Source organism: Leeuwenhoekiella marinoflava DSM 3653, assembly GCF_900129005.1.
GTDB lineage: Bacteria > Bacteroidota > Bacteroidia > Flavobacteriales > Flavobacteriaceae > Leeuwenhoekiella > Leeuwenhoekiella marinoflava.
This window is the reverse complement of sequence record NZ_FQUN01000012.1, coordinates 110,318-132,659: the sequence shown is the minus strand read 5'-3', so window position 1 is coordinate 132,659 and position 22,342 is coordinate 110,318. Positions and strand designations below refer to the sequence as shown.

The following is a 22,342-nucleotide window of genomic DNA, read 5'->3' as shown; positions in this document are numbered from 1 at the left end:
GTCTTCTTTTATATCTTAATCTTATTACACCTAGAATTTAGGCAATACGCTATTTTTATATTCAGTGATTATTTCTTCTACAATATCAGCTGCAGGCTTAATTTCCTTTATAATACCCGCTATCTGGCCTATTTCTAATTCACCCTCTTCAGTATCTCCTTCAAACATTCCTTTTTTAGCTCTGCCTCGACCTAAAAGATTAACCAGCTCTTCTTTAGATGGAGTGGTTTGATACAATGCTTTTACTTCCTCGTAAAACTTATTTTTAAGCAAACGCACCGGCGCCAACTCTTTTAAAGTTAACTCGGTTGCACCTTCCTCTGCTTCTACAACTAAATTTTTATAAGCAACATGACTACTAGCCTCTGGGGTTGCAACAAACCTACTGCCTATCTGCACGCCATCTGCTCCTAGAATCATAGCGGCTAGCATACCTTTTCCTGTTGCAATACCTCCTGCTGCGATTAAAGGAATATCCAATTTCTCCTTAACCATAGGAATTAAGGTAAATGTGGTGGTCTCTTCCCGACCGTTATGTCCGCCGGCTTCAAACCCCTCTGCAACCACAGCATCTACTCCGGCTTCCTGAGCTTTTAAAGCAAACTTCACGCTACTTACTACGTGAACCACTTTAACGCCGTGATCTTTTAAATACGAGGTCCAGGTTTTAGGATTTCCGGCACTGGTAAAAACAATTTGTACACATTCATCAATAATGATTTGCATCAGCTTATCAATATCAGGATATAACAAAGGAACATTTACTCCAAAAGGTTTATCTGTTGTCTTTTTACATTTCTGAATATGTTCTCGAAGGACTTCAGGATACATAGAGCCTGCACCCAAGAGACCTAGACCGCCTGCATTGCTAACAGCACTTGCTAATTTCCAACCGCTATTCCAGACCATTCCTGCCTGAATTAGTGGATATTTAATATCAAAAAGTGCTGTGATTCTATTCAAACTAGGTATTTATGAAATTACTCCGGAGCCCAGACATTCTTCGCCATCATACCAAGCAACAAACTGCCCTTCACTAATAGCCGATTGTGGCTCGTCAAAAGACACGTAGAGTCCATCTTCTGTTTTATGTAAGAGTGCTTTTTGTAAAGGTTGACGGTAGCGTATACGCGCTTCTACCTCCCGCACTTCTCCTTCAGCTAATTTTAAATCTTCTCTTATGTAGTGTACTTCATCTTCCTGAACAAACAAAGCGCTGCGTAACAAACCCGGATGATCTTTACCTTGACCGGTGTAAATCACATTTTCTGCTACATCTGTATCTATCACAAAAAGTGGTTCAGGAGTACCACCAACCGCGAGACCTTTACGCTGACCTTTTGTAAAGTAATGTGCGCCTTGGTGTTTTCCTACAATTTTTCCATCTATAATGCTATATTTTGGCTTTTTAGCGAGTGTTGCAACGTCACTTACAGCTATTGCAATACTATCAGTTTCCTTAGCCTGCAATGCCTCTATTTTCTCTTGTGCTTTTTCCGCAGCTATTTCAACAATTACCCCTTCTTTCGGTTTTAATTTTTGCTGAAGAAAATCAGGTAAGCGAACTTTTCCTATAAAGCATAACCCTTGAGAATCTTTCTTTTCTGCAGTTACCAGATCTTGTTCTTTAGCAATTTTACGCACTTCACTTTTTTGCAAATTCCCAATAGGAAATAAGGTTTTAGACAATTGCTCCTGCGAAAGCTGACACAAAAAGTAAGATTGATCCTTATTTGTATCTGCACCTGCTAATAATTGATAAACCGGCTTACCATCTATTTGGCTCTCCCCTTTTTGACAGTAGTGGCCTGTAGCCACATAGTCTGCTCCAAGCTCTAATGCTATTTTCATAAACACATCAAACTTGATCTCACGGTTACACAATACATCAGGATTAGGCGTACGTCCTTTCTCATATTCCCGAAACATATAATCTACAATACGCTCTTTGTATTGCTCACTCAAATCTACCGTCTGAAAGGGAATCCCTAATTTTTCTGCAACAAGCATCGCGTCGTTGCTATCATCAAGCCAGGGACACTCATCAGAAATAGTTACCGAATCATCGTGCCAGTTTTTCATAAATAACCCTATCACATTATAGCCTGCTTCTTTGAGCAAGTAGGCAGAAACACTGCTGTCTACTCCCCCACTAAGTCCTACCACCACGGTTTTCATGTCTTCAAATTTGAGATTTAAGTCGGATGACTTGCTGCAAAATTACGAAAGATTAAAAGAAACTGTTGTGAGCTTCCTGTAACCTGTAAGCGCATAGCTTATAAAATCAATTATTTTGTTTAACATTTTTAACTTAACCTTAAACAATTTTAAAATTGAGTCTTTTAATTTTAAACAAACTAATAAAAAAATGAATTATGAAAACTAGTAACAAAATGCTTCAAATACTGTTTATTACAGTATTTACTCTTGGTTTAACATCCTGTAGTGATGATGATGACAATGGTAACATTATTGACCAACCTCAAACGATTGCAGACATCGTATCTGAAAGTGATGATTTTGACATTCTCCTAGCTGCTGCAATACGGGCTGATCTTGTAGAAACCCTATCTTCTACGGCAAATACGAATCTTACCGTTTTTGCCCCTACAGACGCTGCCTTTTTAACCTATTTGGAAGCTGATGATGAAGCTGCTGCCATTGCTGCAGTAAACGCATTACCCGAACAAGCTGTTGCCAATTTACTGCTCAACCACGTTTTAGGAACTGCCGTGATGTCTTCAGACATTACTGCGGGGTATGTAGAGGCGCTTTCCACTAATGCAGACGGCGACGCTCTTAACCTGTACATAGGTGTTGCAGACGGAACAGTTTCAGTAAACGGAGTTGCAGATGTAGTGACTGCCGATGTAGATGCAGATAACGGAGTAATACATGTGGTAGATGCCGTAATCCCAGAAGCTACCGTAGTGACTTTTGCAACAGCAGATCCCAACTTTTCAAGCCTAGTCGCTGCATTAACCAGAGAAAGTAGTTTTTCTTACGTAGCCACACTTTCAACAGCTAACGGTACAGATCCTGCTCCTTTTACGGTTTTTGCTCCTACAAATGATGCTTTCACAGCGCTTATCGCTGAATTGGACGCTGTAGAGGCTCTAGGAGATATCCCCACGGCAACCTTAGAAGCTGCACTAAATACGCACGTAGTGGCCGGGGCTAATGTACGGGAAGCTGATCTTACAGACGGACCTGTTACAACTCTGGGTGGTGAAGTAACTATTGATGCTTCAACTGCGGTAATCACCGATGCAAACGGAAGAGAAAGTACTATTGTAGTTACCAATGTACAGGCTTCAAACGGCGTGATTCACGCTATTGATACCGTATTGCTTCCGGAATTGTAAACGGGAGAATACAGTGCTAACTAAAAACCCTTCAGGTAAATTCTGAAGGGTTTTTTATGGTTTAAAGCGAAGCCTGACTACTTATACTATTTATTCTTTTGTTGCTTTTCTGCCTGCTCCATCATTTCAGAAAATTTCTTAGAGAAACGATTTTGCTTTTTAGGTTTTGCTTTTGCAGTTGCAATTTTAGCGTGAATTCTATCTTCATCCAGAATAAAATTCTTTATTACAAGCATAATCCCTATTGTAATCAGGTTTGAAATGAAATAATATAAACTCAAGCCACTCGCATAATTGTTGAAGAAAAACAACATCATTATAGGAGATAAGTACATCAAGAATTTCATATTTGGCATACCCGGTTGTTGAGTTTGTTGCATACTCTGCCCGGTTGTCATCGTCATATAAATGAAGATTGCAATAGACGCAAGAATTGGAAATAAACTCACGTGATCGCCGTAAAACGGAATATGGAACGGTAAATCTGCAATCTTATCATAACTTGATAAATCGTCTGCCCATAAAAAGCTCTTATGCCTTAGCGCAAATGCCGAAGGGAAAAACGTAAACAAAGCGTAGAACACCGGGATTTGAAGCAAGCCGGGAAGACAACCACTCAGCGGACTCGCGCCTGCCTTGCTGTAGACCTTCATAGTCTCTTGTTGCTTCTTCATTGCATTATCTGCATACTTCTCATTAATCTCATTGATTTCAGGTCTTAAAACCTTCATTTTAGCCTGAGACAAGTACTGCTTGTACTGTACCGGAGACAATAACAATTTCATAGAAATCGTCAATAAAATAATAGCGATTCCGGCAGGGAAATACGTAATTAAGAAATTAAAAAACGGAATAATCACATACTTGTTAATCACTCCAAATATCCCCCAACCTAGAGGCATCGCCTCATCAATATCACGGTCGTAGTTATTTAAAATCTGATAATCTGTAGGACCGTAATAAAAATCCATAGCATAATTAAGCTCACCGTTCACAGGTTTTAAAGCCATTTTAGCACCATATTGTTTAGTGAATAAGGTATCTATTTCCTCATCTTCTACCAGATTATTAGACGTAAAAGTTACTTTTTCAAAAGGCTGATCAGTTAATAATATAGAGCTGAAGAAATGTTGTCTGAAGTTAAACCAATTTACATCGGTTTCAATAGCATCATCATCACCGCTCTGACCCAGTTTATCATGACTACCATCTTCATACTCGTAGGTTAAACGCGTGTAACGGTTCTCGTAACTGATACTTTTTGCGTGGCGATAGCCTTTAAGTTCCCAGTCCAGATTTACCGGCTGAGAAGTATTCATCAAATTTTGAAGTCCGGTAGTTTTGATACCAAAGCCCATCATATAATCGTCTGGCTTTAATGTATAACGGTATTCTAAATATTCTGAATCTGAAACCTTCAACTTCATAGAAAGCACATGATTCTCTCCTTCTTTAGATAAAGTAGGCTCAAAATACATATTCTCACTATTCAATGTACGGTTATCCGAAGTACTAAAACTTAAATTGAAACGGGTGTTTCCGTCCTTAATCAAGTAAACAGGAACCGAGTCGTAGCTTTTAAAATTCTTCAAACGTGCTTCGGTAATAAAACCACCTTTATTGCTCACCTTAAGTGCCAGAACCTCATTTTCAATTTCGGTTACATCATCTGTAGCAGAAGGTAATGTTGCAGAATATGCAAAACTCCCTAAAGTAGATTTGTAACGTTCTAATGCCAAAGAGTCATCTTGAGGAACAGCAGTCTCTGCTTTTTCTGAAGGTTCTGCGGCAAGAGGTGAAGTCTTTGCAGCTTCAACCTGTTCTTGTTTAGCTTTCTCTGCGGCAAGCTCTTCTTCTGTAGGCTGGTTTTGCCAAAGCATAAATAATAATATAGCTCCTATTAAAAGGAACCCTATCATTGACTGTTTGTCAAATTTCTTTTCTTCCATAATTATTGAGGCATCACTGCCTTATTACTGTATTTGTAACTGATTTTTGTGCTGTTTTTTTCGCGTAAGCAAAAAAAGTATTATGTGGGCTAGATCAATAACAATCCCATAGATTAGTCATGTGCCACATTGGCGGAACTTTTTGATTGGCTGTACTTTACTGCTGCCTGAACATAAGCCACAAATAACGGATGTGGATTGGCAACAGTACTCTTGTATTCCGGGTGATATTGCACACCTACAAACCAAGGGTGATCTTCCATCTCAATGATTTCTACCAATCCGGTTTTAGGATTTGTACCTGTGATTTTAAGTCCGGCTTTTTCTAATTCTGCACGATACTTGTCATTAAATTCATAACGGTGACGGTGACGCTCAGAGATGGTTTCAGAATCATAAACACCGGAAACGATACTACCGGGTTTGAGATCACAAGCCCAACTTCCTAAACGCATGGTACCCCCCATATTTTTAAGATCTTTTTGGTCTTCCATCAAGCTGATAACAGGAGCAGAAGTATCTGCCTGCATCTCAGTAGAATTCGCATCTTTGAGTCCGGCTACGTTGCGTGCAAACTCTATAACAGCCATTTGCATCCCCAAGCAAATTCCTAAAAACGGAATCTTATGCTCACGGGCATATTGTACAGCCTTGATTTTTCCTTCAATACCGCGCTCTCCAAAACCGGGAGCAACTAATAAACCGTCTAGTTTTGAAATCTTATTCGTGATTACATCCTGTGAAATAAATTCAGAATGTATAGGCTCTACACGAACTTTCACTTCATTTTCTGCACCGGCATGAATAAATGCCTCCAGAATAGATTTATAAGAGTCTTGAAGCTCTACATATTTCCCAATAAGACCTATAGTAACTTCAGCTTTTGGATTTTTATGTCTGCGCAAAAACTCATTCCATCGTGTAAGTACGGGTTCAGTTTCTGCAGATAAATTTAATTTTGAAAGGGTAATGGTGTCTAAACCTTCTTCTAACATCAGGTTGGGTACATCGTAAATAGTAGAAGCGTCAATAGATTGAATTACTGCTTCTTTACGCACATTACAAAATAAAGCCAGCTTCTCACGAAGATCATCACTCAACTCATGCTCGGTACGACAAACTAGAATATCGGCTTTAATACCGCTTTCCATTAAGGTTTTAACCGAGTGTTGCGTAGGTTTTGTCTTTAACTCACCTGCAGCAGAAAGATAGGGCACTAAAGTTAAGTGAATAACTAATGCATTCTCATCTCCTAACTCCCACTTTAACTGACGTACAGATTCGATATACGGCAAAGACTCAATATCCCCCACGGTACCACCTATTTCGGTAATGATGATATCATAATCACCGGTGTTACCCAAATGCTTAATACGTTCTTTAATTTCGTTTGTAATGTGTGGAACCACCTGTACGGTTTTTCCTAAAAACTCACCACGACGCTCTTTTTCAATAACGCTTTGATAAATACGACCGGTAGTTACATTATTAGCCTGAGACGTATTTACGTTTAGAAAACGCTCATAATGCCCCAAATCTAAATCGGTCTCTGCACCATCATCGGTCACATAACATTCTCCATGCTCATAAGGGTTGAGTGTTCCCGGGTCTACATTTATATATGGATCTAATTTTTGAATAGTAACGCGGTACCCGCGTGCTTGTAACAATTTTGCTAGCGAAGCTGCGATTATACCTTTACCTAATGAAGAAGAAACCCCGCCCGTGACGAAGATGTACTTAGTATCTGCCATCTGTATCCTGATTATTTTTTTAAGCTCTTTTTAACAATAAGAGCGCGTCTACGGGATGCAAAGGTAGGGATTTATTGGCGAACCTTTTAAGCTGAAAATGGTATTATTTTTAAGGCTTTCTTTTGGGTTTAGGAGCCGGGTATTGACGCCTGATCTTAAAGATAAGCTCCTCTAAGCCATTGATTTTTATCTCGTGCATCTGCTCCATCATAAAACCCAGTTTTCCTTCCGGGAAGCCTTTTTGCTTAAACCAACCAAAATAATACTCGGGAATTTCTACCAGATAACGGTCTTTATACTTACCAAAGGGCATTTTATAATGCGCGAGTTCTACAAGACTTTCCGGGTTCAAAATCAGACAATTTTTATTTTATACGTAGCTAATAATCCTGCTATGCCTTCTTTGCTAAAAACTGCTCCGGCAATTTTATTCTGCTCAGGATTTAAAGAATAATTCACTGCTGAAGAAAAATCAGCCTTTTGCAGGTTTGTATTTTCAAAAGAAGCTCCTGCAAGATCACATTCGTTTAGAAAAACTCCTGAAAGATTAGCCTCCGTAAAATCTGCTTCCTTAAACTGACACTGATAAAACTGAGACATACTTAAATTCATCTGATAAAAACTACTGAAATTGAGGATGCAAGACTGACAGTTAATCTGAAATAAAAAATCTGCACAGACTTCAAAAGTAACACCCAGCATTTTACAGGCTATAAAATCACATTCCTGAAATCCCGTTTGGATTAGATTCACACCACTAAAATCGCAATTTTCAAAAGTGCAATTGGTAAAAGTCAACTTCGATAAATTAGCCTTCGCAAATACACAGCTCTTAAAAACACAAGCATCAAAATCTGCTCTAATAGAGTTATGCACGAAATTATTTCCGTCAAAAATTTGATCTGCCAATAATTCATTCATGGTTCTTATTCTAAACTTTTTCCAACGCAATTTGCGTGAATCAATTTTCGGCTTAAATAATTAAAACGAATATACAACAACACTGCTGAAGCACTCAATCCGGCCAGTAAACCATACCAAATTCCTTGACTCCCCATCTGATCTGCCTGACCAAAATACCAAGCTACCGGAAAACCAATCAACCAATAAGCAATAAAACAAATTCCCGTAGGAATATTTACATCTTGCAAACCGCGAAGCGCGCCCAGAATAACCACTTGCAAACCATCGCTCAGCTGAAACAGCGCTGCGACAATAAGCAATCGAGCTGCCAGCACAATCACCTCTATATTATCTAAATAAAAAGTAGGTAAAATATCTTTAAGTAAAATAAAGCCTAAAGCAAAAACTGCCTCGATCAGAAAAACCTGTAAAAAGAGCGAAAATGCAATACGACGCATATTTTTATAATCAGATTTTCCTTTCTGATTTCCCACTCGAATAGTTGCCGTAACCCCCAGTCCAACCGCGATCATAAAAGTCATCGCAGCTAAATTTAATGCGATTTGATTTGCTGCCTGAGCATTTGTCCCCAAGATTCCTGAAAGAAATATACACGAAGTAAACAACGAAACTTCAAACAACATTTGCATTGCGGTAGGAAAACCTAAATCAAATAGCTTTTTAAAAACAGGAAGCTGAAAAGCCTTGCGGCGCGTCCATATAAAGTAAGGTTTGAATTTAGTTTTTCGGCTTAGAATATAATACAGCATCCACAGCATAAAGAAGCGTGAAATGAGTGTTCCGTAAGCAGCACCTACTAATTCTAATCTTGGGAAAATCCAAAATCCATAAATGAGAATGAAGTTAAAAGACACATTAACTATATTAGAAACCAGCGTCGCATACATTGCATAGCGCGTGTTTGACAAGCCGTCTGCAAACTGCTTAAATGCTTGAAAAATCATCAGCGGAATCAAAGAGAACGCAACTATATCCATATACGGAATTGCGAGCTCTACAACCTCAACAGGCTGATCGAGATAATATAATATTGGCTTAGCGAGTAACAATAAAATAAAGAGCAATATCCCGTTTAAAGCACACATAACAATACCGTGGTGGAAGTAGTTTCTACCGGTTTGCGTATCCCCTTTACCATCTGCTTCAGCAACTAAAGGTGTGATTGCAAATGAAAAACCAATACCTAATGAAAGAGCGATAAAAATCAAACTATTCCCCAGAGAAACAGCGGCGAGTTGAGCAGCGCCTAATCTCCCTACCATCAGATTATCTGCTAGCGCAACCAGAATATGCCCCAGTTGCCCCAACATTACAGGATAAGCGATCTTTAAATTTTGACGGAATTCTTTAGTATAATCAGCTAACAAAACAGCATTTTTTTTAGGACTGCAAAAGTAATACTAAAGATTAAGACTCATTAGCTTTTAAAGGAAGCATTCCATCTTAATAACTTTGAATTTACAATCGCATTAACAGGGATGTTATAGACCTATACCTAACTTTACGTTTCTTATAAAGTATACCAGAAATTTGGAACACAAAGACATCCCACAAAGCATAGAAAAAGAAGCAAGAATTGCACTTTCGTACTACCCGCAATTGACTGAAACGAATATTTCTTTAAAGTTTAAAAACGATATTAAGAAATCTACTATGCAAGCTCAGCCGGTTTTTAAATCGCTTTTAAAACCTAGAAAAAATCGGGATTATGTGATTTTTATAAGTAAAAAAGTAAAGATTGAGGAGGAGGCTTTTAAGATTACTGACATCCCTTCTGACGTATTAATTGGATGGATAGGTCACGAATTGGGTCACATTATGGATTACCGAAACCGAAGCAGTCTAGGCTTGATCTGGTTTGGAATAAAATACCTGTATTTTCCTAAATTTATCAGAGAAGCAGAACGCGCTGCAGACACTTTTGCTGTTGCTCACGGAATGGGAGAATACATCTTAAAAACCAAAGATTTTATTCTAAATCACGCACACATATCTGAGCTTTATAAAGCGCGTATCAAAAGTCTTTATTTATCGCCTGAAGAGATTATGATGCTCATTAATGAAAATAAAATTCCTGAAGAAGAGCTAGAGCTTTAAACTTGCTTTTTTACAAAAGCTTCCCATTCGGCAAACTTCTCTTCGTTCATCACTTTTTCCATTTTTACTTGTCCGCCTTTTTTCTTGTTGGCTCCACTCCATTCGTAAAAAACATCAGGATTTACGGTATTCACAAAAACACCTTTAAGCGCTTTACTTCGGGCTACACCATAATTCTTATTGGCCTCCTGTAAGCTTTTATCTAAGGCATCTGCAAGCTCCTCATTAGAAACTGAAGTTTCGGTACCCAAATACCAATAATGATAAAATTCATCGTCTTCTGGATTGCGTTTTGCAGCGATCGTAAACTCCGGTATTTTGATATCGAACTTCTCTTCTAGCTCCTGTACAGCAGCTTCCATCTTATTTACCGAAAGCTGAGAACCTACGGTGTTCAGGAAAAACTTAGTTCTACCTGTGATTTTAATTTCGGCTCTTGCCTTATCAGTAAATGCAATAGTATCGCCTATTAAATACCTCCACGATCCTGAAACGGTAGATATAATTAAAATATAATCTTGATCTTCTACAACATCTGCAAGACCTACAACCGGAGCATCTTGTACAATTGAACCGTCTTGATTGATATAATCCGGGTTCATCGGTACAAATTCAAAATAAATCCCGTTATCTGTAACCAGTTTCATAGACTCGGTTTCTGGTCTTGCCTGAAATGCAATAAAGCCTTCTGAAGCCAAATACGTATCAATTACAGTGATGGGTTTTCCCAATAATGCATTGAAGCTTTTTTCATAAGGCTGAAACGCCACACCGCCTGAAGTATACACCTGAAGGTTTGGCCAGATCTCATGAATATTTTTAAGATTATGATGCTCGATGACTTTCTCTAGCATCAACTCAATCCAACTCGGGATTCCGCTCAAAGCTCCTATATCCCATTCTTCAGCTTTCTCTGCAATATGCTGTACACGCTCATCCCAATCTTCAATCTTAGCTATATCTTCACCCGGCTTGTAGTAGCCTCTAAACCAAAAAGGAATATTACTAGCGCTTATTCCACTAATTTCACCTTCCTCGTGACCATTTCGCTTTGCGAGATCAGTAGAACTCCCCAGCATCATAATTTCCCTCTCGAAGAAATCAGACTCTAAATCAAAGTGAGCTAAAGCTCCTACTTGTTTGATACCAGCTGTACGAATGGCATCAACCATTTCGTCTGTCACCGGAATTCGTTTACTACTCTTACCGGTTGTACCGCTACTCAAGGCAAAATAATCTGGAGTTCCAGGCCAGGTCACATCAACTTCTCCATCATGTAATTTAGACCACCACTCTTCATTAAGACTGTTATAATCAAAAAACGGAACTTCTTCAGCAAATGTTTTAGCAACGTTCTCAGACTCTAAAATAGCATCAAAACCGTAAAACTGACCAAACTGGGTATTCTTAGCTTTTTCGAGTAACTTTTTAAGTACTTCTTCTTGCTCTTCTATGGGATTAGATTCAGGAATTACTTTATCTGAAATATCTATAATACCTTTTATGAGTGCGCCTAAAATTGCCATGGATGGATTGTTGTATGGGTTTCTATCAAAAATAAAAGACCTCGTGATAACGAGGTCTTTACTTAGTAGAAGTTTAACAGCTTAACTTATTTCTTAAGCGTCTTATGGTTAGGTATGGCAGGCTTCACTCCATAAGTATCAAACAAGTAAACCAGACTGGTCATTGTTGCTGCCCCTAATTCTAGTTCTCTTTTATTCACAGCATCAAACGTGTCATTACTGGCATGATGATGATCGAAATACCGTTGAGAATCGGGACGTAATCCTGCAAGAACAGTCCCTTCCTCTTTTAATGGACCAACATCTGCACCACTCCCTCCTAATTCAAAATAGTGAATCAAATAGGGTTTAAACAAGGGTATCCAGCTTTGTACCTGCGCGAAGTTTGCCGCATCTGCATCAAAAGAAAAGCCTCTGGGCGTAAAACCACCGGCGTCACTTTCTAAAGCAAAAACGTGCTTCTCTCCTTCTTCTTTTGCCACTTTTGCATATTCTGTACCGCCGCGCAGACCATTTTCTTCATTCATAAAAAGCACTACACGAATGCTGTGCTTGGGTTTATAATTGGCTGCTTTCATCAATCTCAAAACCTCCATACTTTGCACCACACCGGCACCGTCATCGTGGCTTCCGTCTCCCAGATCCCAAGAGTCTAAATGACCGCCTACAACCATAAACTCGTTTGGTTTCTCACTACCCGTAATCTCACCAATAACATTAAAAGAAGGTACATCCTCCTCATAGTTTTTACAGTTCATTTTTAAATAGAACTGAGTCTTCGCATCCTTCTTAAGCATTTTACTTAAAAGTGCCGCCCCATTCGTACTTATTGCAGCTGCCGGAATACGCTGATCGTTTGGCAAATCACCGTAAGACATCGCACCCGTATGTGGTAAATCATCCATTCTTAAGTTCATAGAACGTACAATAACGCCAACTGCGCCGTATTTTGAAGCTTCTTTAGCACCAGAATAACGCTGATCTACACAACCTCCATAAGCATTAAACGTCTGAATAAGATCTGCCTGCATCGGACGGTTATAAAAAACGATCTTACCTTTAATTTGATCTTCATCGTATTTAGCCAGATCATCCAGTCCGTGCACTTCGATCACTTCTGCTGTAATACCAGAAGCTGAAGTTGCGATAGAGCCACCCAATGCGCACACCGGTACATCTATTTTTGTATCTACTCCTTCTACAAAGGCCTTCTCAGGAGCACCGCGCTCCCACTTAGGAACCATTACCGGTTGCAACCATACTTTATCAAGACCTATAGCCTCTAATTCTTCTTTGGCCCACTGCACAGCTTTTGCTGCTCCGATGCTACCACTTAGACGCGGCCCGATTTCGTTAGACAAAGCATCAAGCCATTCATAACTTTGACCGTCTAAAAGTGATAAATCATAAAAATTACGCAGTTGTACCGAGTCTTTTGCTGTCTGTGCAGAAAGGAAATTCAGACTAAACAAGGCTACAACGAATAGGAAAATTCTTTTCAAAATTTGTTGTGTTTTTTAGATGAACTCTAAAATTAAGATTCTCTTGCGGGATATAGTTTCTTTAAACAAAAAAATCGCCTCAATTGAAGCGATTTAGATTTCTATACAGGAAATTATTCATTCGGTTTCCAGTTGCTTGCGATACGCCTCGAGGTTGGCTTTTGTTTTTGTATCGAGCTCTGGCTCTTTAATGTCTTTATATTCTGAAAGTTTTTCGAGCAATATATTAGCCAAAATCAAACGTGCAGTAGGCTTATCATCTGCAGGCACAACATACCAAGGCGCATGAAATTTAGAAGTCTTATTAATTGCATCTTCATAACATTTCTGATACGCATCCCAAAGTTTGCGCTCTTTTAAGTCACTGGCAGAAAACTTCCAGTTCTTATTGGGTTTATTGAGACGACGCAACAACCTGTTCTTTTGCTCCTCTTTAGAAAGATGCAAGAAAAATTTAAAGATAATGGTTCCATTTTCAGCACTATGTTTTTCAAAATTATTAATCTGCTCAAAACGCTTTTCCCAAAAAGCCTCATCTACATCTGAGACACTATCAATACCCGGAATGTTTTCGTTTAAAACATATTCTGGATGCACACGCGTTACTAAAACATTCTCGTACTGCGTACGGTTAAAAATAGCAAATTTACCACGTGCCGGTAATGCGATATAATGACGCCACAAATAATCGTGACCCAATTCCAAATCTGTTGGAACTTTAAAACTATGCACCACAACACCACGGGCGTTGAAATTTTTAAAAACCTCACGAATCAAACTATCTTTCCCGGCAGTATCCATACCCTGAATGCAAATCAATACGGCATATTTACCATGTGCATACATCGCATTTTGAATATCAGCGATTTGCTTACTAACCGAATCCAGCTCTTCTTCAAGTTCTTTTTTCTTACCGAAATCCTGATGGGTTTCCCGGTCTTTCAATTGAATAGGTTGTGTGATTTGATAATCTGAAGCTTTCATATTTGGTTATTTATTCGATAATCGAGATTAAAATATTAGAAGTTTATATCTAAATTATTTACTGGCAAAAAGTTTTACATCTTCTTCAGAGACTTCGCTTCCTCCTAAGATAATCAGGCGCTCTACTACGTTGCGCAACTCTCTAATATTACCCGTCCAGTCGTATTCTTGCAATTTACTGATTGCTTTATCTGTGAAGTTTTTAACTGCCGTCCCTTGCTCTGTCGCCACTTTATCAGAGAAATGAGTTACCAATAACGGAATATCATCACGACGGTCATTCAATGCAGGAACAGGCACTAAAATCACAGCCAAACGATGGTATAAATCTTCTCTAAAGTTACCGTCTGCTATTTCTTTCTTAAGGTCTTTATTGGTTGCAGCTAAAACCCGAACATCTACTTTTATGTCTTTATCGCTCCCCACACGAGAAACTCGACTCTCCTGAAGCGCACGTAGCACTTTAGCTTGTGCCGAAAGACTCATATCACCTATCTCATCTAAGAATATAGTTCCGCCATTTGCAGCTTCAAATTTACCGGCGCGATCTTTATTTGCCGAAGTAAAAGCTCCTTTTACGTGACCAAAAAGCTCACTTTCTATCAACTCTGAAGGTATCGCAGCACAGTTCACTTCAATCATAGGTCCTTTTGCACGATCACTTTTCTCGTGCAACCAGTGCGCAACAAGTTCTTTTCCGGTACCGTTAGGCCCCGTTATAAGTACGCGTGCTTCGGTGGGAGCTACTTTTTCGATGATATCTTTGATCTTAACAATAGCTTCGCTTTCGCCAATCATCTCATACTGCTTGCTAACTTTATTCTTAAGACGGGTATTTTCAACAACCAGATTCTTTCGGTCTAAGGCATTACGCACTGTATTTAAAAGTCGGTTGAGATCCGGCGGTTTTGAAATATAATCAAAGGCACCCAGACGCATTGTATTTACAGCAGTATCCAGATCGCCGTGACCCGAAATCATCACCATCGGTATTTCTGGCTTTATTTTCTTTGTAGCTTCAAGCACCTCAACACCATCCATCTTTGGCATTTTTATATCACAGAGAACCAGGTCATAGTCGTTGTCTTTAATCTTTTCCATACCTACCAGACCATCCTCGGCTTCCTCTACCTGATATTCTTTGCTTTCCTCCGTTAAGATTTTAGTTAAAACCCTGCGAATAGCCGCTTCATCTTCTATGATTAATATTTTTGACATCTCTAAAATTTAAATTTTACACCGGTTCTAAAATAAAACGTATTGTCACTATTTATCGTGTAAATATCGTCCCGGTCATTATTGCGCAATCTAAAATCATTGCTTATTGAATGTGTTGCGTATGCATAATATAACAAATGCTTAGTGAAAAAGTGTTCATATCCTAAACCGCCCAGAATAATTGTCATCGAAATGTTTTCTGCGGAACGACCATCTATGCTCATATTATTCTGAATGTTAGCAAAAAAGTTGTCGAGCGTAACAAAAGCCTGCAAAGCATCTTTATGGTTACCGTTTAAGTAATGACGAACATTCGTTTTAGGAACACCAAGCGTATAGGTCCAGTTGGGATGAAATTCGCGATAATAATTAATCAATGGAAGTGGAAAATTACGTCCCGGAGTAGTTGAATAATCCAGACCAAAGATCCAGCGATAAGGCTTTGTCGTCGAAGCATCTTTCATATCATTTATCGCATACACCGAAGCTGTATAGATCCAGTCATCTGCAACCAAACTTCCGGCTAGATTTGAATTTATACGCACACCAGCCTTCACCCCAAAACGCCAGTTCTCTTTAAATTTCCAGACGTAACCTGCATAAGCAGATATTCTATGCAACGAACTCACATCTTGAATATTGAATCCTGCTGGCACTGCATCTTTTATATCAACATTTACATTTCGATATTCAAAACCGGCTACTAATATCTTATTCAATTCTTTATCTAACGGAATAGGAACTTGCAACAATGCTCTAAAACGTCCAACTGAATTATCAGAATTACTAAAAGGTATACGCATATACTCTACCCGAGCGATGTCTGTAGATTGTGCTTGAGCAGTTAATGCAAAAAGCACGGTAATACTGAAAATGAGTTTGTTTATCATATAATTTTAAGAATCTGATGAGTTGGTACGGTAGAAATGTACATCGCGCTGCGGAAACGGAATCGTAATCTTGTTTTTTCTAAATTCTTCATCAATACGAAAACGAATCTCACTCTTTATTCTAGGGTCAGAAAAACTATCGTTAATAAAGAAAAACAAACCAAACATCAAAGCTGAATCTCCAAAATCTTCAAAAAGCACCGTAGGTTTAGGAGTTTTAAGAACACCATTTTGTTGCCCGGCACAGTCTAGTAAAATCTTACGAACCAAATTAGTATCGCTTCCGTAAGCTACACCAACTTTTACCGTCTCTCGAGTTGTACGATGATTTTGTGTATAGTTGTAAACAATGTCACTTATAAAATGATGGTTAGGAACAATAATCACTTTATCATCACGAGTAAGAGCTCTTGTAGTGCGCAACTTAATCTCAAAGATGCGACCAACTTTACCATCAATTTCAACTACATCTCCTACCGACAAAGATTTATCGATCATTATAAAAATCCCGCCTATGATATCAGTAAAAAGATCTTGTAACGCCAAACCAAGACCTACGAATAATGCTGCTGAAGCGGTGAGTAAAACCGTAACATCAATACCCGATGCACTCAAGGTTATAACGATAACAATGACATAAACAATATACCGTATGAATTTGAAAATACTCTTAAACTTGAGCTCATTTTCTAAATCCATCTTACGGGTGATCAAGCTTCGAATCAGCCTAAGAGCAACCGTTGCAACAACAAAAGAAAAAATCACTAACAAGAAATGACCTACTGTAAAATCTATAGGTGTTCCTCCTGTTTTAAAATGAATACCGAGTTCCAGGAAATCTACTATAGTACCCCATATGTTTTCTTCGATGACGTCCTTTACCTTTTCGGCGCCATCCTTTACGGTTTCTTTTACTTCGTCTTGAATCATTTTAGTACTTAATCCACTTTAGAATTTCTTTATACGTAGGTTTTTTACCATACATTAAAATCCCTACCCGATATATTTTTGAGCCAAACCAAACGGTAAAAATAAAGCTCGCTACCAGTATACTTACCGATAAAGCCAATTGCCACCACACCACCCCAAAAGGAATACGCATCAGCATCACTATAGGAGAAGTTAAGGGTATCATTGAAAATAGGGTTGCTACAGAACCGTCTGGATTCTCTATTACTGCAAAAAAACCTACATAAATGGCCAACATAAGTGGCATAATAATAGGCAGCATAAACTGCTGTGTATCGGTCTCACTATCAACAGCAGCACCTATTGCCGCATAAATTGAACTGTATAAAAAATAACCTCCAATGAAATAGATCAGAAAGAATCCGGCAAGTTTAAGTAATGGTAAATTGAGAATATCAAGAACAATTAGTTCAATTTTATCGAGATCTGTAGTGGCCATATTACCCACAGGTGTGCTGGGAGCAGTTGCGTCTAAACCTAGATAAAGCGTTAAAAAGGTTAGCAAACCTCCACCAATAATCAACCAAATCATAAACTGAGTGATACCCGCAAGCGTGGTCCCCATAATTTTACCCATCATGAGTTTAAAAGGCTTAACCGATGAAATAATCACTTCAATAATTCGATTTGTCTTTTCTTCGATCACCGAACGCATAACCATATTCCCGTAGATGATGATAAACATCATCAGCAAATATCCGGCTCCGCCACCAAAACCGGCTTTGATCCAACTTGATATTTTTGAAGTTCGTTCTCCTTGAAAATCTTCTATATTTATCGATACCAGTGTTTTTGATTCATCAATTAAATCCAGATCAACACCGCGATCGAGTAACTTTTCGTTGGTGATTTTAGTCTGAATTTGCTCTTCTATGCTTTCTAAAGTAGAAATCCCCGGAGCTTCGTTTCCGAAGAAAACTACTCCGGAAGTATTTTTCTTGATGTTTTTAGGAATATAGAGCAGTCCAAAATAGCTATTGTCTTCAACTTCTGCCTTAGCCACTTCGAGTCCGGCCGGAGACAAATCGAGATAGTCTATATTCTCTGTGTTTTCAAATTCTTTATAAAACATGCCGCTTTCATCAACCACAACAATCGTCTGCTTTCCGGCTTGGTTGAGTTGCGTTAAATACGTAATAAGCATGATCATACCTACTACAATCAACGGACTCAAAAAAGTCATGATGATAAATGAGCGATTACTCACCCGCGCTTTATATTCTCTTCTGATTATTAACCCTAAAGCTCCCATTAATTTGCGTTTATGGTTTGAATAAAAATATCGTTTACCGTGGGTACCACTTCAACAAAGTGGTTTATAGTACCTTTTGATGCTAGAAAGTTCAGCAACTCGTTAGGCTTTAAATCTTCAGGAATCTTAACTTCTATTTTAAGATCGTTTTCATTAATAGTTTTAAAATGAGCTTCATGCAGCTCCCAAGTAGAAGGAATTGAATTGAAGACATCAGTCTGTAAAAGCTGTAAACTTGATAAACTATCATCTGCGGTCTCCAAGCCTATTTCAAAAGTATTGGTCCGATAAGCCCGTTTGATATCTACAAGACGACCATCTAATATTTTGTTGCTTTTATGCATCAAGGCGATATGATCACACATTTGCTCAACAGATTCCATTCTGTGGGTCGAAAAAAGAATGGTTGCGCCATCATCGCGTAATTTGAGAATTTCGTCTTTAATCAACGAAGCGTTAATCGGGTCAAAACCACTGAAGGGTTCATCAAAAATCAAAAGCTTCGGCTTATGAAGCACCGTAACAATAAACTGTACTTTTTGTGCCTGACCTTTAGACAATTCCTGTATTTTTTTATTCCACCAGCTCATCATCCCCAAACGTTCAAACCAATAGGTACTGCGCTCTTTTGCTTCAGCTTTTGTGAGTCCTTTAAGTCTCGCGAGATAAATAACCTGCTCCCCCACTTTCATAGACTTGTACAGTCCACGTTCTTCAGGCATATATCCAATATTGATGATATGCTTTTGATCAAGAGGTTCTCCATCTAAAAAAACCGTACCGGTATCTGGCATGGTTATCTGATTTATAATGCGAATCAAGGTGGTTTTACCAGCTCCGTTAGGACCTAATAATCCAAAAATACTACCCTTAGGGACAGCGATAGAAAGATCATTAAGTGCGGTATAATCCCCGTATTTTTTATGAATATGGTCAGCGACTAAAAGGTCTGTCATAGAAAGTAAATTACCTAGGGCAAGCCCACAAGGCATTATAATGAAACAAATTTTCTATTTCGAGGCAAGCTTCGGGGGTATTAAACCCTTTGGCGGTGCCAATAAAAATAAAAGCTAAATATATTGAAAAGCTTACAGCCTAAAGGCCTGTTAAGAATTATTTAGTACCAAAAGAACTGTTAGGGTCTTAAAAACAAAAACCCACCCTTAATTTGCATCAAGGATGGGAAAAAAATTGCTATGAAAAAGAAAAATATCACTAACTAGTGATTAGTGATATTCAAATATACACATTTTTCTTAATATCATCTTAAAATCTAAGAAAACATATCTTTAACTTTCTCAAAGAAAGACTTATCCTCTTGTTGTGGCTGAGGCGAAAAATGCTCATCATCCAGCATATTTTCAAAGAACGCCTTTTGCTCTTTATTCAAGTTTTTAGGGGTCCACACATTCACGTGTACCAGTAAATCTCCTCTGCCATACCCGTTAATTGAAGGGATACCTTTTCCGCGTAAGCGTAATATTTTACCGCTTTGCGCACCTTCTTCGATCTTGATACGCACCTTGCCGGTAACGGTATCAATCTCTTTACTGGTACCCAAAACAGCTTCAGGAATACTTATATACAAATCGTAGTGTAAATTATCTCCTTCACGACTTAAGGTATCGTGCGAAGCTTCCTCAATTACAACGAGTAAATCACCTGCTATACCATTGTTCCCGGGTGCCTCATTACCTTTTCCGGTAACTTTTAACTGCATCCCGTCTACAACACCAGCCGGTATTTTGATAGAAACCGTTTCTTCTTCGGTCTTCATTCCTTGTGCATCAGCATCTGCAGCTTTAGATTCTATAATCTGACCGCTACCGCCACAACTTGTACAAGGTGAAGCTGTTTGCATTCTGCCAAGAATTGTATTGGTTACACGGGTAACCTGACCGCTACCGCCACAAGTTGTACACGTTTTATATGTTGTACCACTTGCTTGTTTTTTACGCTTTACTTTGATCTTCTTCTCCGCACCGTTTGCGATCTCTTCTAAAGTAAGTTTTACGCGTATACGTAAGTTGCTTCCTTTAGTTCTTCGCTGGCCGCCAAAGCCACCACCGAATCCGCCAAACCCGCCGCCACCGCCACCAAAGGCGCTACCGAAAATATCACCAAACTGACTAAAGATGTCGTCCATATTCATGCCGCCACCGCCGCCAAAGCCACCGCCTTCAAAGGCTTGATGACCATACTGGTCGTAACGCGCACGTTTATTTTCATCACCCAGCACTTCATATGCTTCTGCAGCTTTCTTAAACAGCTCCTCTGCTTCAGTATCCCCCGGATTTTTATCTGGGTGGTACTTAATCGCCTTCTTTCTGTATGCTTTTTTTATCTCTGCAGCTGTAGCATTTTTGCTTATGCCTAGTATGTCATAATAATCTTCTTTCATCCCTGTCTCTGCTTCAATTTATTAGTACTATCTCTTACTTCTTACTGCCCAACTACAACCTTTGGATAGCGAATGATTTTTTCTCCCAATTGATAACCGCTTTCAATTACATCAACGATTTTACCTTTCAAGCTATCCTTTGGAGCCGGAATCTGCGTGATCGCTTCGTGTAAATCTGCATCAAAAGCATCGCCAGTTTTCACTTCCATCTGCTTTAAGCCCTTAGCCTTAAGCGTCTCTCTCAGCTTATTGCTGATAAGCTCTACCCCTTTCTGCAGGTTTTTGTCTTTTGCTTTTTGAATTTCTGTCATCGCTCTGTCAAAATCGTCTAAAACCGGCAACATAGCCTGCATAACTTCTTGACCTGCGGTCTTAAATAACTCTACGCGCTCTTTGCTTGTGCGACGCTTATAGTTTTCAAATTCAGCAAAAAGACGTAAGAATTTATCTTTTTCCTTTTCTAAGTCAGCTTTGTATTTAGCCAACTCATCTTCGTCATCTTCAATCTCAACAGCTGCAGCAGCTTCATTATTAACCTCTGCACCAACCTGTTGCATATCTTGTGCTTTATTTTCTTCGTTCTCGTGAAGGATCTCTTCTTTATTTTCTGAACTCATGGTATATCTTATTTGCTTTGCAATTGGCAAAAGTACTGCCATTGTTGTAAAAATGTCAAAATGTCACCAATATAATTTATGGTTTATTTAAGAGCAAATCTCAATGTTTCTTCTATTTTTGAACTCTCAATTAACACTAAAAAAGCAATTACAATGAAATTTAAATTTTTAACCTTATTTACTATGGCTGCGCTACTTACAGCTACAGTATCTTGTAAAAATGAAGCTAAAAACGAAACTGAAGCTGCAGATGCAGAAACTGTTGCTGAAGTAACTACTGAAGCTTCAAAATTTATGCTTGACAAAGAAGCATCAGAAATTAGCTGGGAAGGTGCAAAACCAACCGGAACTCACACTGGTACCTTAGGTCTAGAATCTGGAGTTGTGCGTCTTGAGGACGAAATGATAAGCGGAAGCTTTTTAATTGACATGACTTCTATTGTTGTTACAGATCTTGAAGGAGATCAAAAAGCAAGCCTTGAAGACCACCTTAAAGGAACTGTTGAAGGTAAAGAAGGGGATTTCTTTAACGTAAATAAATATCCTACTGCTGCTTTTGAAATTACTGGAGTAACTGAAAAAGATGGTAAAAAAATGATGGCTGGTAACCTTACCCTTAAGGAAACTAAGAAAAACATCGAGTTTCCTGTAACGTATGAAGTTGCTGGTAACACATTAACGTTAAAATCTGAGCCATTTACAATTGACCGTACGGATTGGAATGTAAACTACGGATCTAAATCTGTATTTGACAACTTAGGTGATAAATTCATCAACGATGAAATCGAATTAGAATTTACAATTGTTGCGAACCAACAAATGTAATCTCATTCAATAATATTGAATTACAAAACCGGCCTTGAGCCGGTTTCTTTATGCAAACTCTTTTTTGAC

20 protein-coding genes are annotated in these 22,342 nt (G+C 38.7%); 3 read left to right on the top strand and 17 right to left on the bottom strand.

Annotated elements, in window-relative coordinates; translation table 11 throughout:
• Nucleotides 1–30: 30 nt before the first annotated feature.
• Together BUB91_RS12265 and mnmA are read right to left on the bottom strand one after the other, a co-directional pair.
• Nucleotides 31–963 (bottom strand): NAD(P)H-dependent flavin oxidoreductase, encoded by a 933-nt coding sequence (locus BUB91_RS12265; protein WP_128759379.1) that lies wholly within the window; start codon nt 961–963, stop codon nt 31–33.
• Between the two features lie 9 nt (nt 964–972).
• Entirely contained in the window at nt 973–2,178 is a 1,206-nt protein-coding gene (gene mnmA, locus BUB91_RS12260; RefSeq protein WP_073099558.1) for a tRNA 2-thiouridine(34) synthase MnmA, read from the bottom strand.
• 197 nt (nt 2,179–2,375) lie between these two features.
• Between mnmA and BUB91_RS12255 the strand changes: the two genes are divergently transcribed.
• Nucleotides 2,376–3,365 (top strand): fasciclin domain-containing protein, encoded by a 990-nt coding sequence (locus tag BUB91_RS12255; RefSeq protein WP_073099557.1) that lies wholly within the window; start codon nt 2,376–2,378, stop codon nt 3,363–3,365.
• An 86-nt stretch (nt 3,366–3,451) separates the two neighbouring features.
• Here the strand turns inward: BUB91_RS12255 and yidC are convergent, their stop codons facing one another.
• From yidC to BUB91_RS12230, 5 genes are all read right to left on the bottom strand, one after another.
• Nucleotides 3,452–5,314 (bottom strand): membrane protein insertase YidC, encoded by a 1,863-nt coding sequence (gene yidC / locus BUB91_RS12250; RefSeq protein WP_073099555.1) that lies wholly within the window; start codon nt 5,312–5,314, stop codon nt 3,452–3,454.
• Nucleotides 5,315–5,427: 113 nt separating this feature from the next.
• A complete protein-coding gene (locus BUB91_RS12245) occupies nt 5,428–7,068 on the bottom strand; it encodes a CTP synthase (protein ID WP_073099554.1) in 1,641 nt (546 codons plus the stop codon).
• A gap of 109 nt (nt 7,069–7,177) precedes the next feature.
• A complete protein-coding gene (locus tag BUB91_RS12240) occupies nt 7,178–7,420 on the bottom strand; it encodes a DUF3820 family protein (RefSeq protein WP_083557940.1) in 243 nt (80 codons plus the stop codon).
• A gap of 2 nt (nt 7,421–7,422) precedes the next feature.
• Complete coding sequence (locus BUB91_RS12235; RefSeq protein ID WP_073099552.1) at nt 7,423–7,989, bottom strand: pentapeptide repeat-containing protein; 567 nt, start codon at nt 7,987–7,989, stop codon at nt 7,423–7,425.
• A gap of 5 nt (nt 7,990–7,994) precedes the next feature.
• Nucleotides 7,995–9,302, bottom strand: coding sequence for an MATE family efflux transporter (locus BUB91_RS12230; protein ID WP_073099644.1), 1,308 nt, complete (start codon nt 9,300–9,302; stop codon nt 7,995–7,997).
• 220 nt (nt 9,303–9,522) lie between these two features.
• Here BUB91_RS12230 and BUB91_RS12225 point away from each other — a divergent pair, with 220 nt between their 5' ends.
• On the top strand, nt 9,523–10,089 hold the full coding sequence (locus tag BUB91_RS12225; protein ID WP_317041344.1) for a hypothetical protein: 567 nt from the start codon (nt 9,523–9,525) through the stop codon (nt 10,087–10,089).
• Here BUB91_RS12225 and BUB91_RS12220 read toward each other — a convergent pair.
• The 10 genes from BUB91_RS12220 to BUB91_RS12175 form a co-directional block, all read right to left on the bottom strand.
• Complete coding sequence (locus tag BUB91_RS12220) at nt 10,086–11,615, bottom strand: GH3 family acyl-acid amido synthetase (protein WP_073099549.1); 1,530 nt, start codon at nt 11,613–11,615, stop codon at nt 10,086–10,088. The genes BUB91_RS12225 and BUB91_RS12220 overlap by 4 nt on opposite strands.
• Before the next feature lie 86 nt (nt 11,616–11,701).
• A complete protein-coding gene (locus BUB91_RS12215) occupies nt 11,702–13,120 on the bottom strand; it encodes a M20/M25/M40 family metallo-hydrolase (protein ID WP_394342922.1) in 1,419 nt (472 codons plus the stop codon).
• Nucleotides 13,121–13,234: 114 nt separating this feature from the next.
• The gene (locus tag BUB91_RS12210; protein WP_073099545.1) at nt 13,235–14,101 is read right to left on the bottom strand and encodes a PPK2 family polyphosphate kinase; all 867 of its coding nucleotides are present in this window, start codon (nt 14,099–14,101) and stop codon (nt 13,235–13,237) included.
• A 54-nt stretch (nt 14,102–14,155) separates the two neighbouring features.
• On the bottom strand, nt 14,156–15,319 hold the full coding sequence (locus tag BUB91_RS12205; RefSeq protein WP_073099543.1) for a sigma-54-dependent transcriptional regulator: 1,164 nt from the start codon (nt 15,317–15,319) through the stop codon (nt 14,156–14,158).
• Nucleotides 15,320–15,321: 2 nt separating this feature from the next.
• Nucleotides 15,322–16,209 carry a hypothetical protein gene (locus tag BUB91_RS12200; protein ID WP_073099541.1) on the bottom strand — a complete coding sequence of 296 codons (888 nt, stop codon included), beginning with the start codon at nt 16,207–16,209 and terminating at the stop codon, nt 15,322–15,324.
• Nucleotides 16,210–16,215: 6 nt separating this feature from the next.
• Complete coding sequence (locus BUB91_RS12195) at nt 16,216–17,139, bottom strand: mechanosensitive ion channel family protein (RefSeq protein WP_073099539.1); 924 nt, start codon at nt 17,137–17,139, stop codon at nt 16,216–16,218.
• A gap of 1 nt (nt 17,140) precedes the next feature.
• Nucleotides 17,141–18,430: an ABC transporter permease gene (locus tag BUB91_RS12190; RefSeq protein WP_073099537.1), complete on the bottom strand. Its 1,290-nt coding sequence runs from the start codon at nt 18,428–18,430 to the stop codon at nt 17,141–17,143.
• Nucleotides 18,430–19,386: an ABC transporter ATP-binding protein gene (locus tag BUB91_RS12185; protein WP_073099643.1), complete on the bottom strand. Its 957-nt coding sequence runs from the start codon at nt 19,384–19,386 to the stop codon at nt 18,430–18,432. Before BUB91_RS12185 ends, BUB91_RS12190 begins: the two co-directional genes overlap by 1 nt.
• Before the next feature lie 317 nt (nt 19,387–19,703).
• A complete protein-coding gene (dnaJ, locus tag BUB91_RS12180; protein ID WP_073099535.1) occupies nt 19,704–20,831 on the bottom strand; it encodes a molecular chaperone DnaJ in 1,128 nt (375 codons plus the stop codon).
• A gap of 41 nt (nt 20,832–20,872) precedes the next feature.
• On the bottom strand, nt 20,873–21,448 hold the full coding sequence (locus BUB91_RS12175) for a nucleotide exchange factor GrpE (protein ID WP_073099642.1): 576 nt from the start codon (nt 21,446–21,448) through the stop codon (nt 20,873–20,875).
• 153 nt (nt 21,449–21,601) lie between these two features.
• Between BUB91_RS12175 and BUB91_RS12170 the strand changes: the two genes are divergently transcribed.
• Entirely contained in the window at nt 21,602–22,273 is a 672-nt protein-coding gene (locus tag BUB91_RS12170; RefSeq protein WP_073099641.1) for a YceI family protein, read from the top strand.
• The last annotated feature ends 69 nt before the right edge of the window (nt 22,274–22,342 follow it).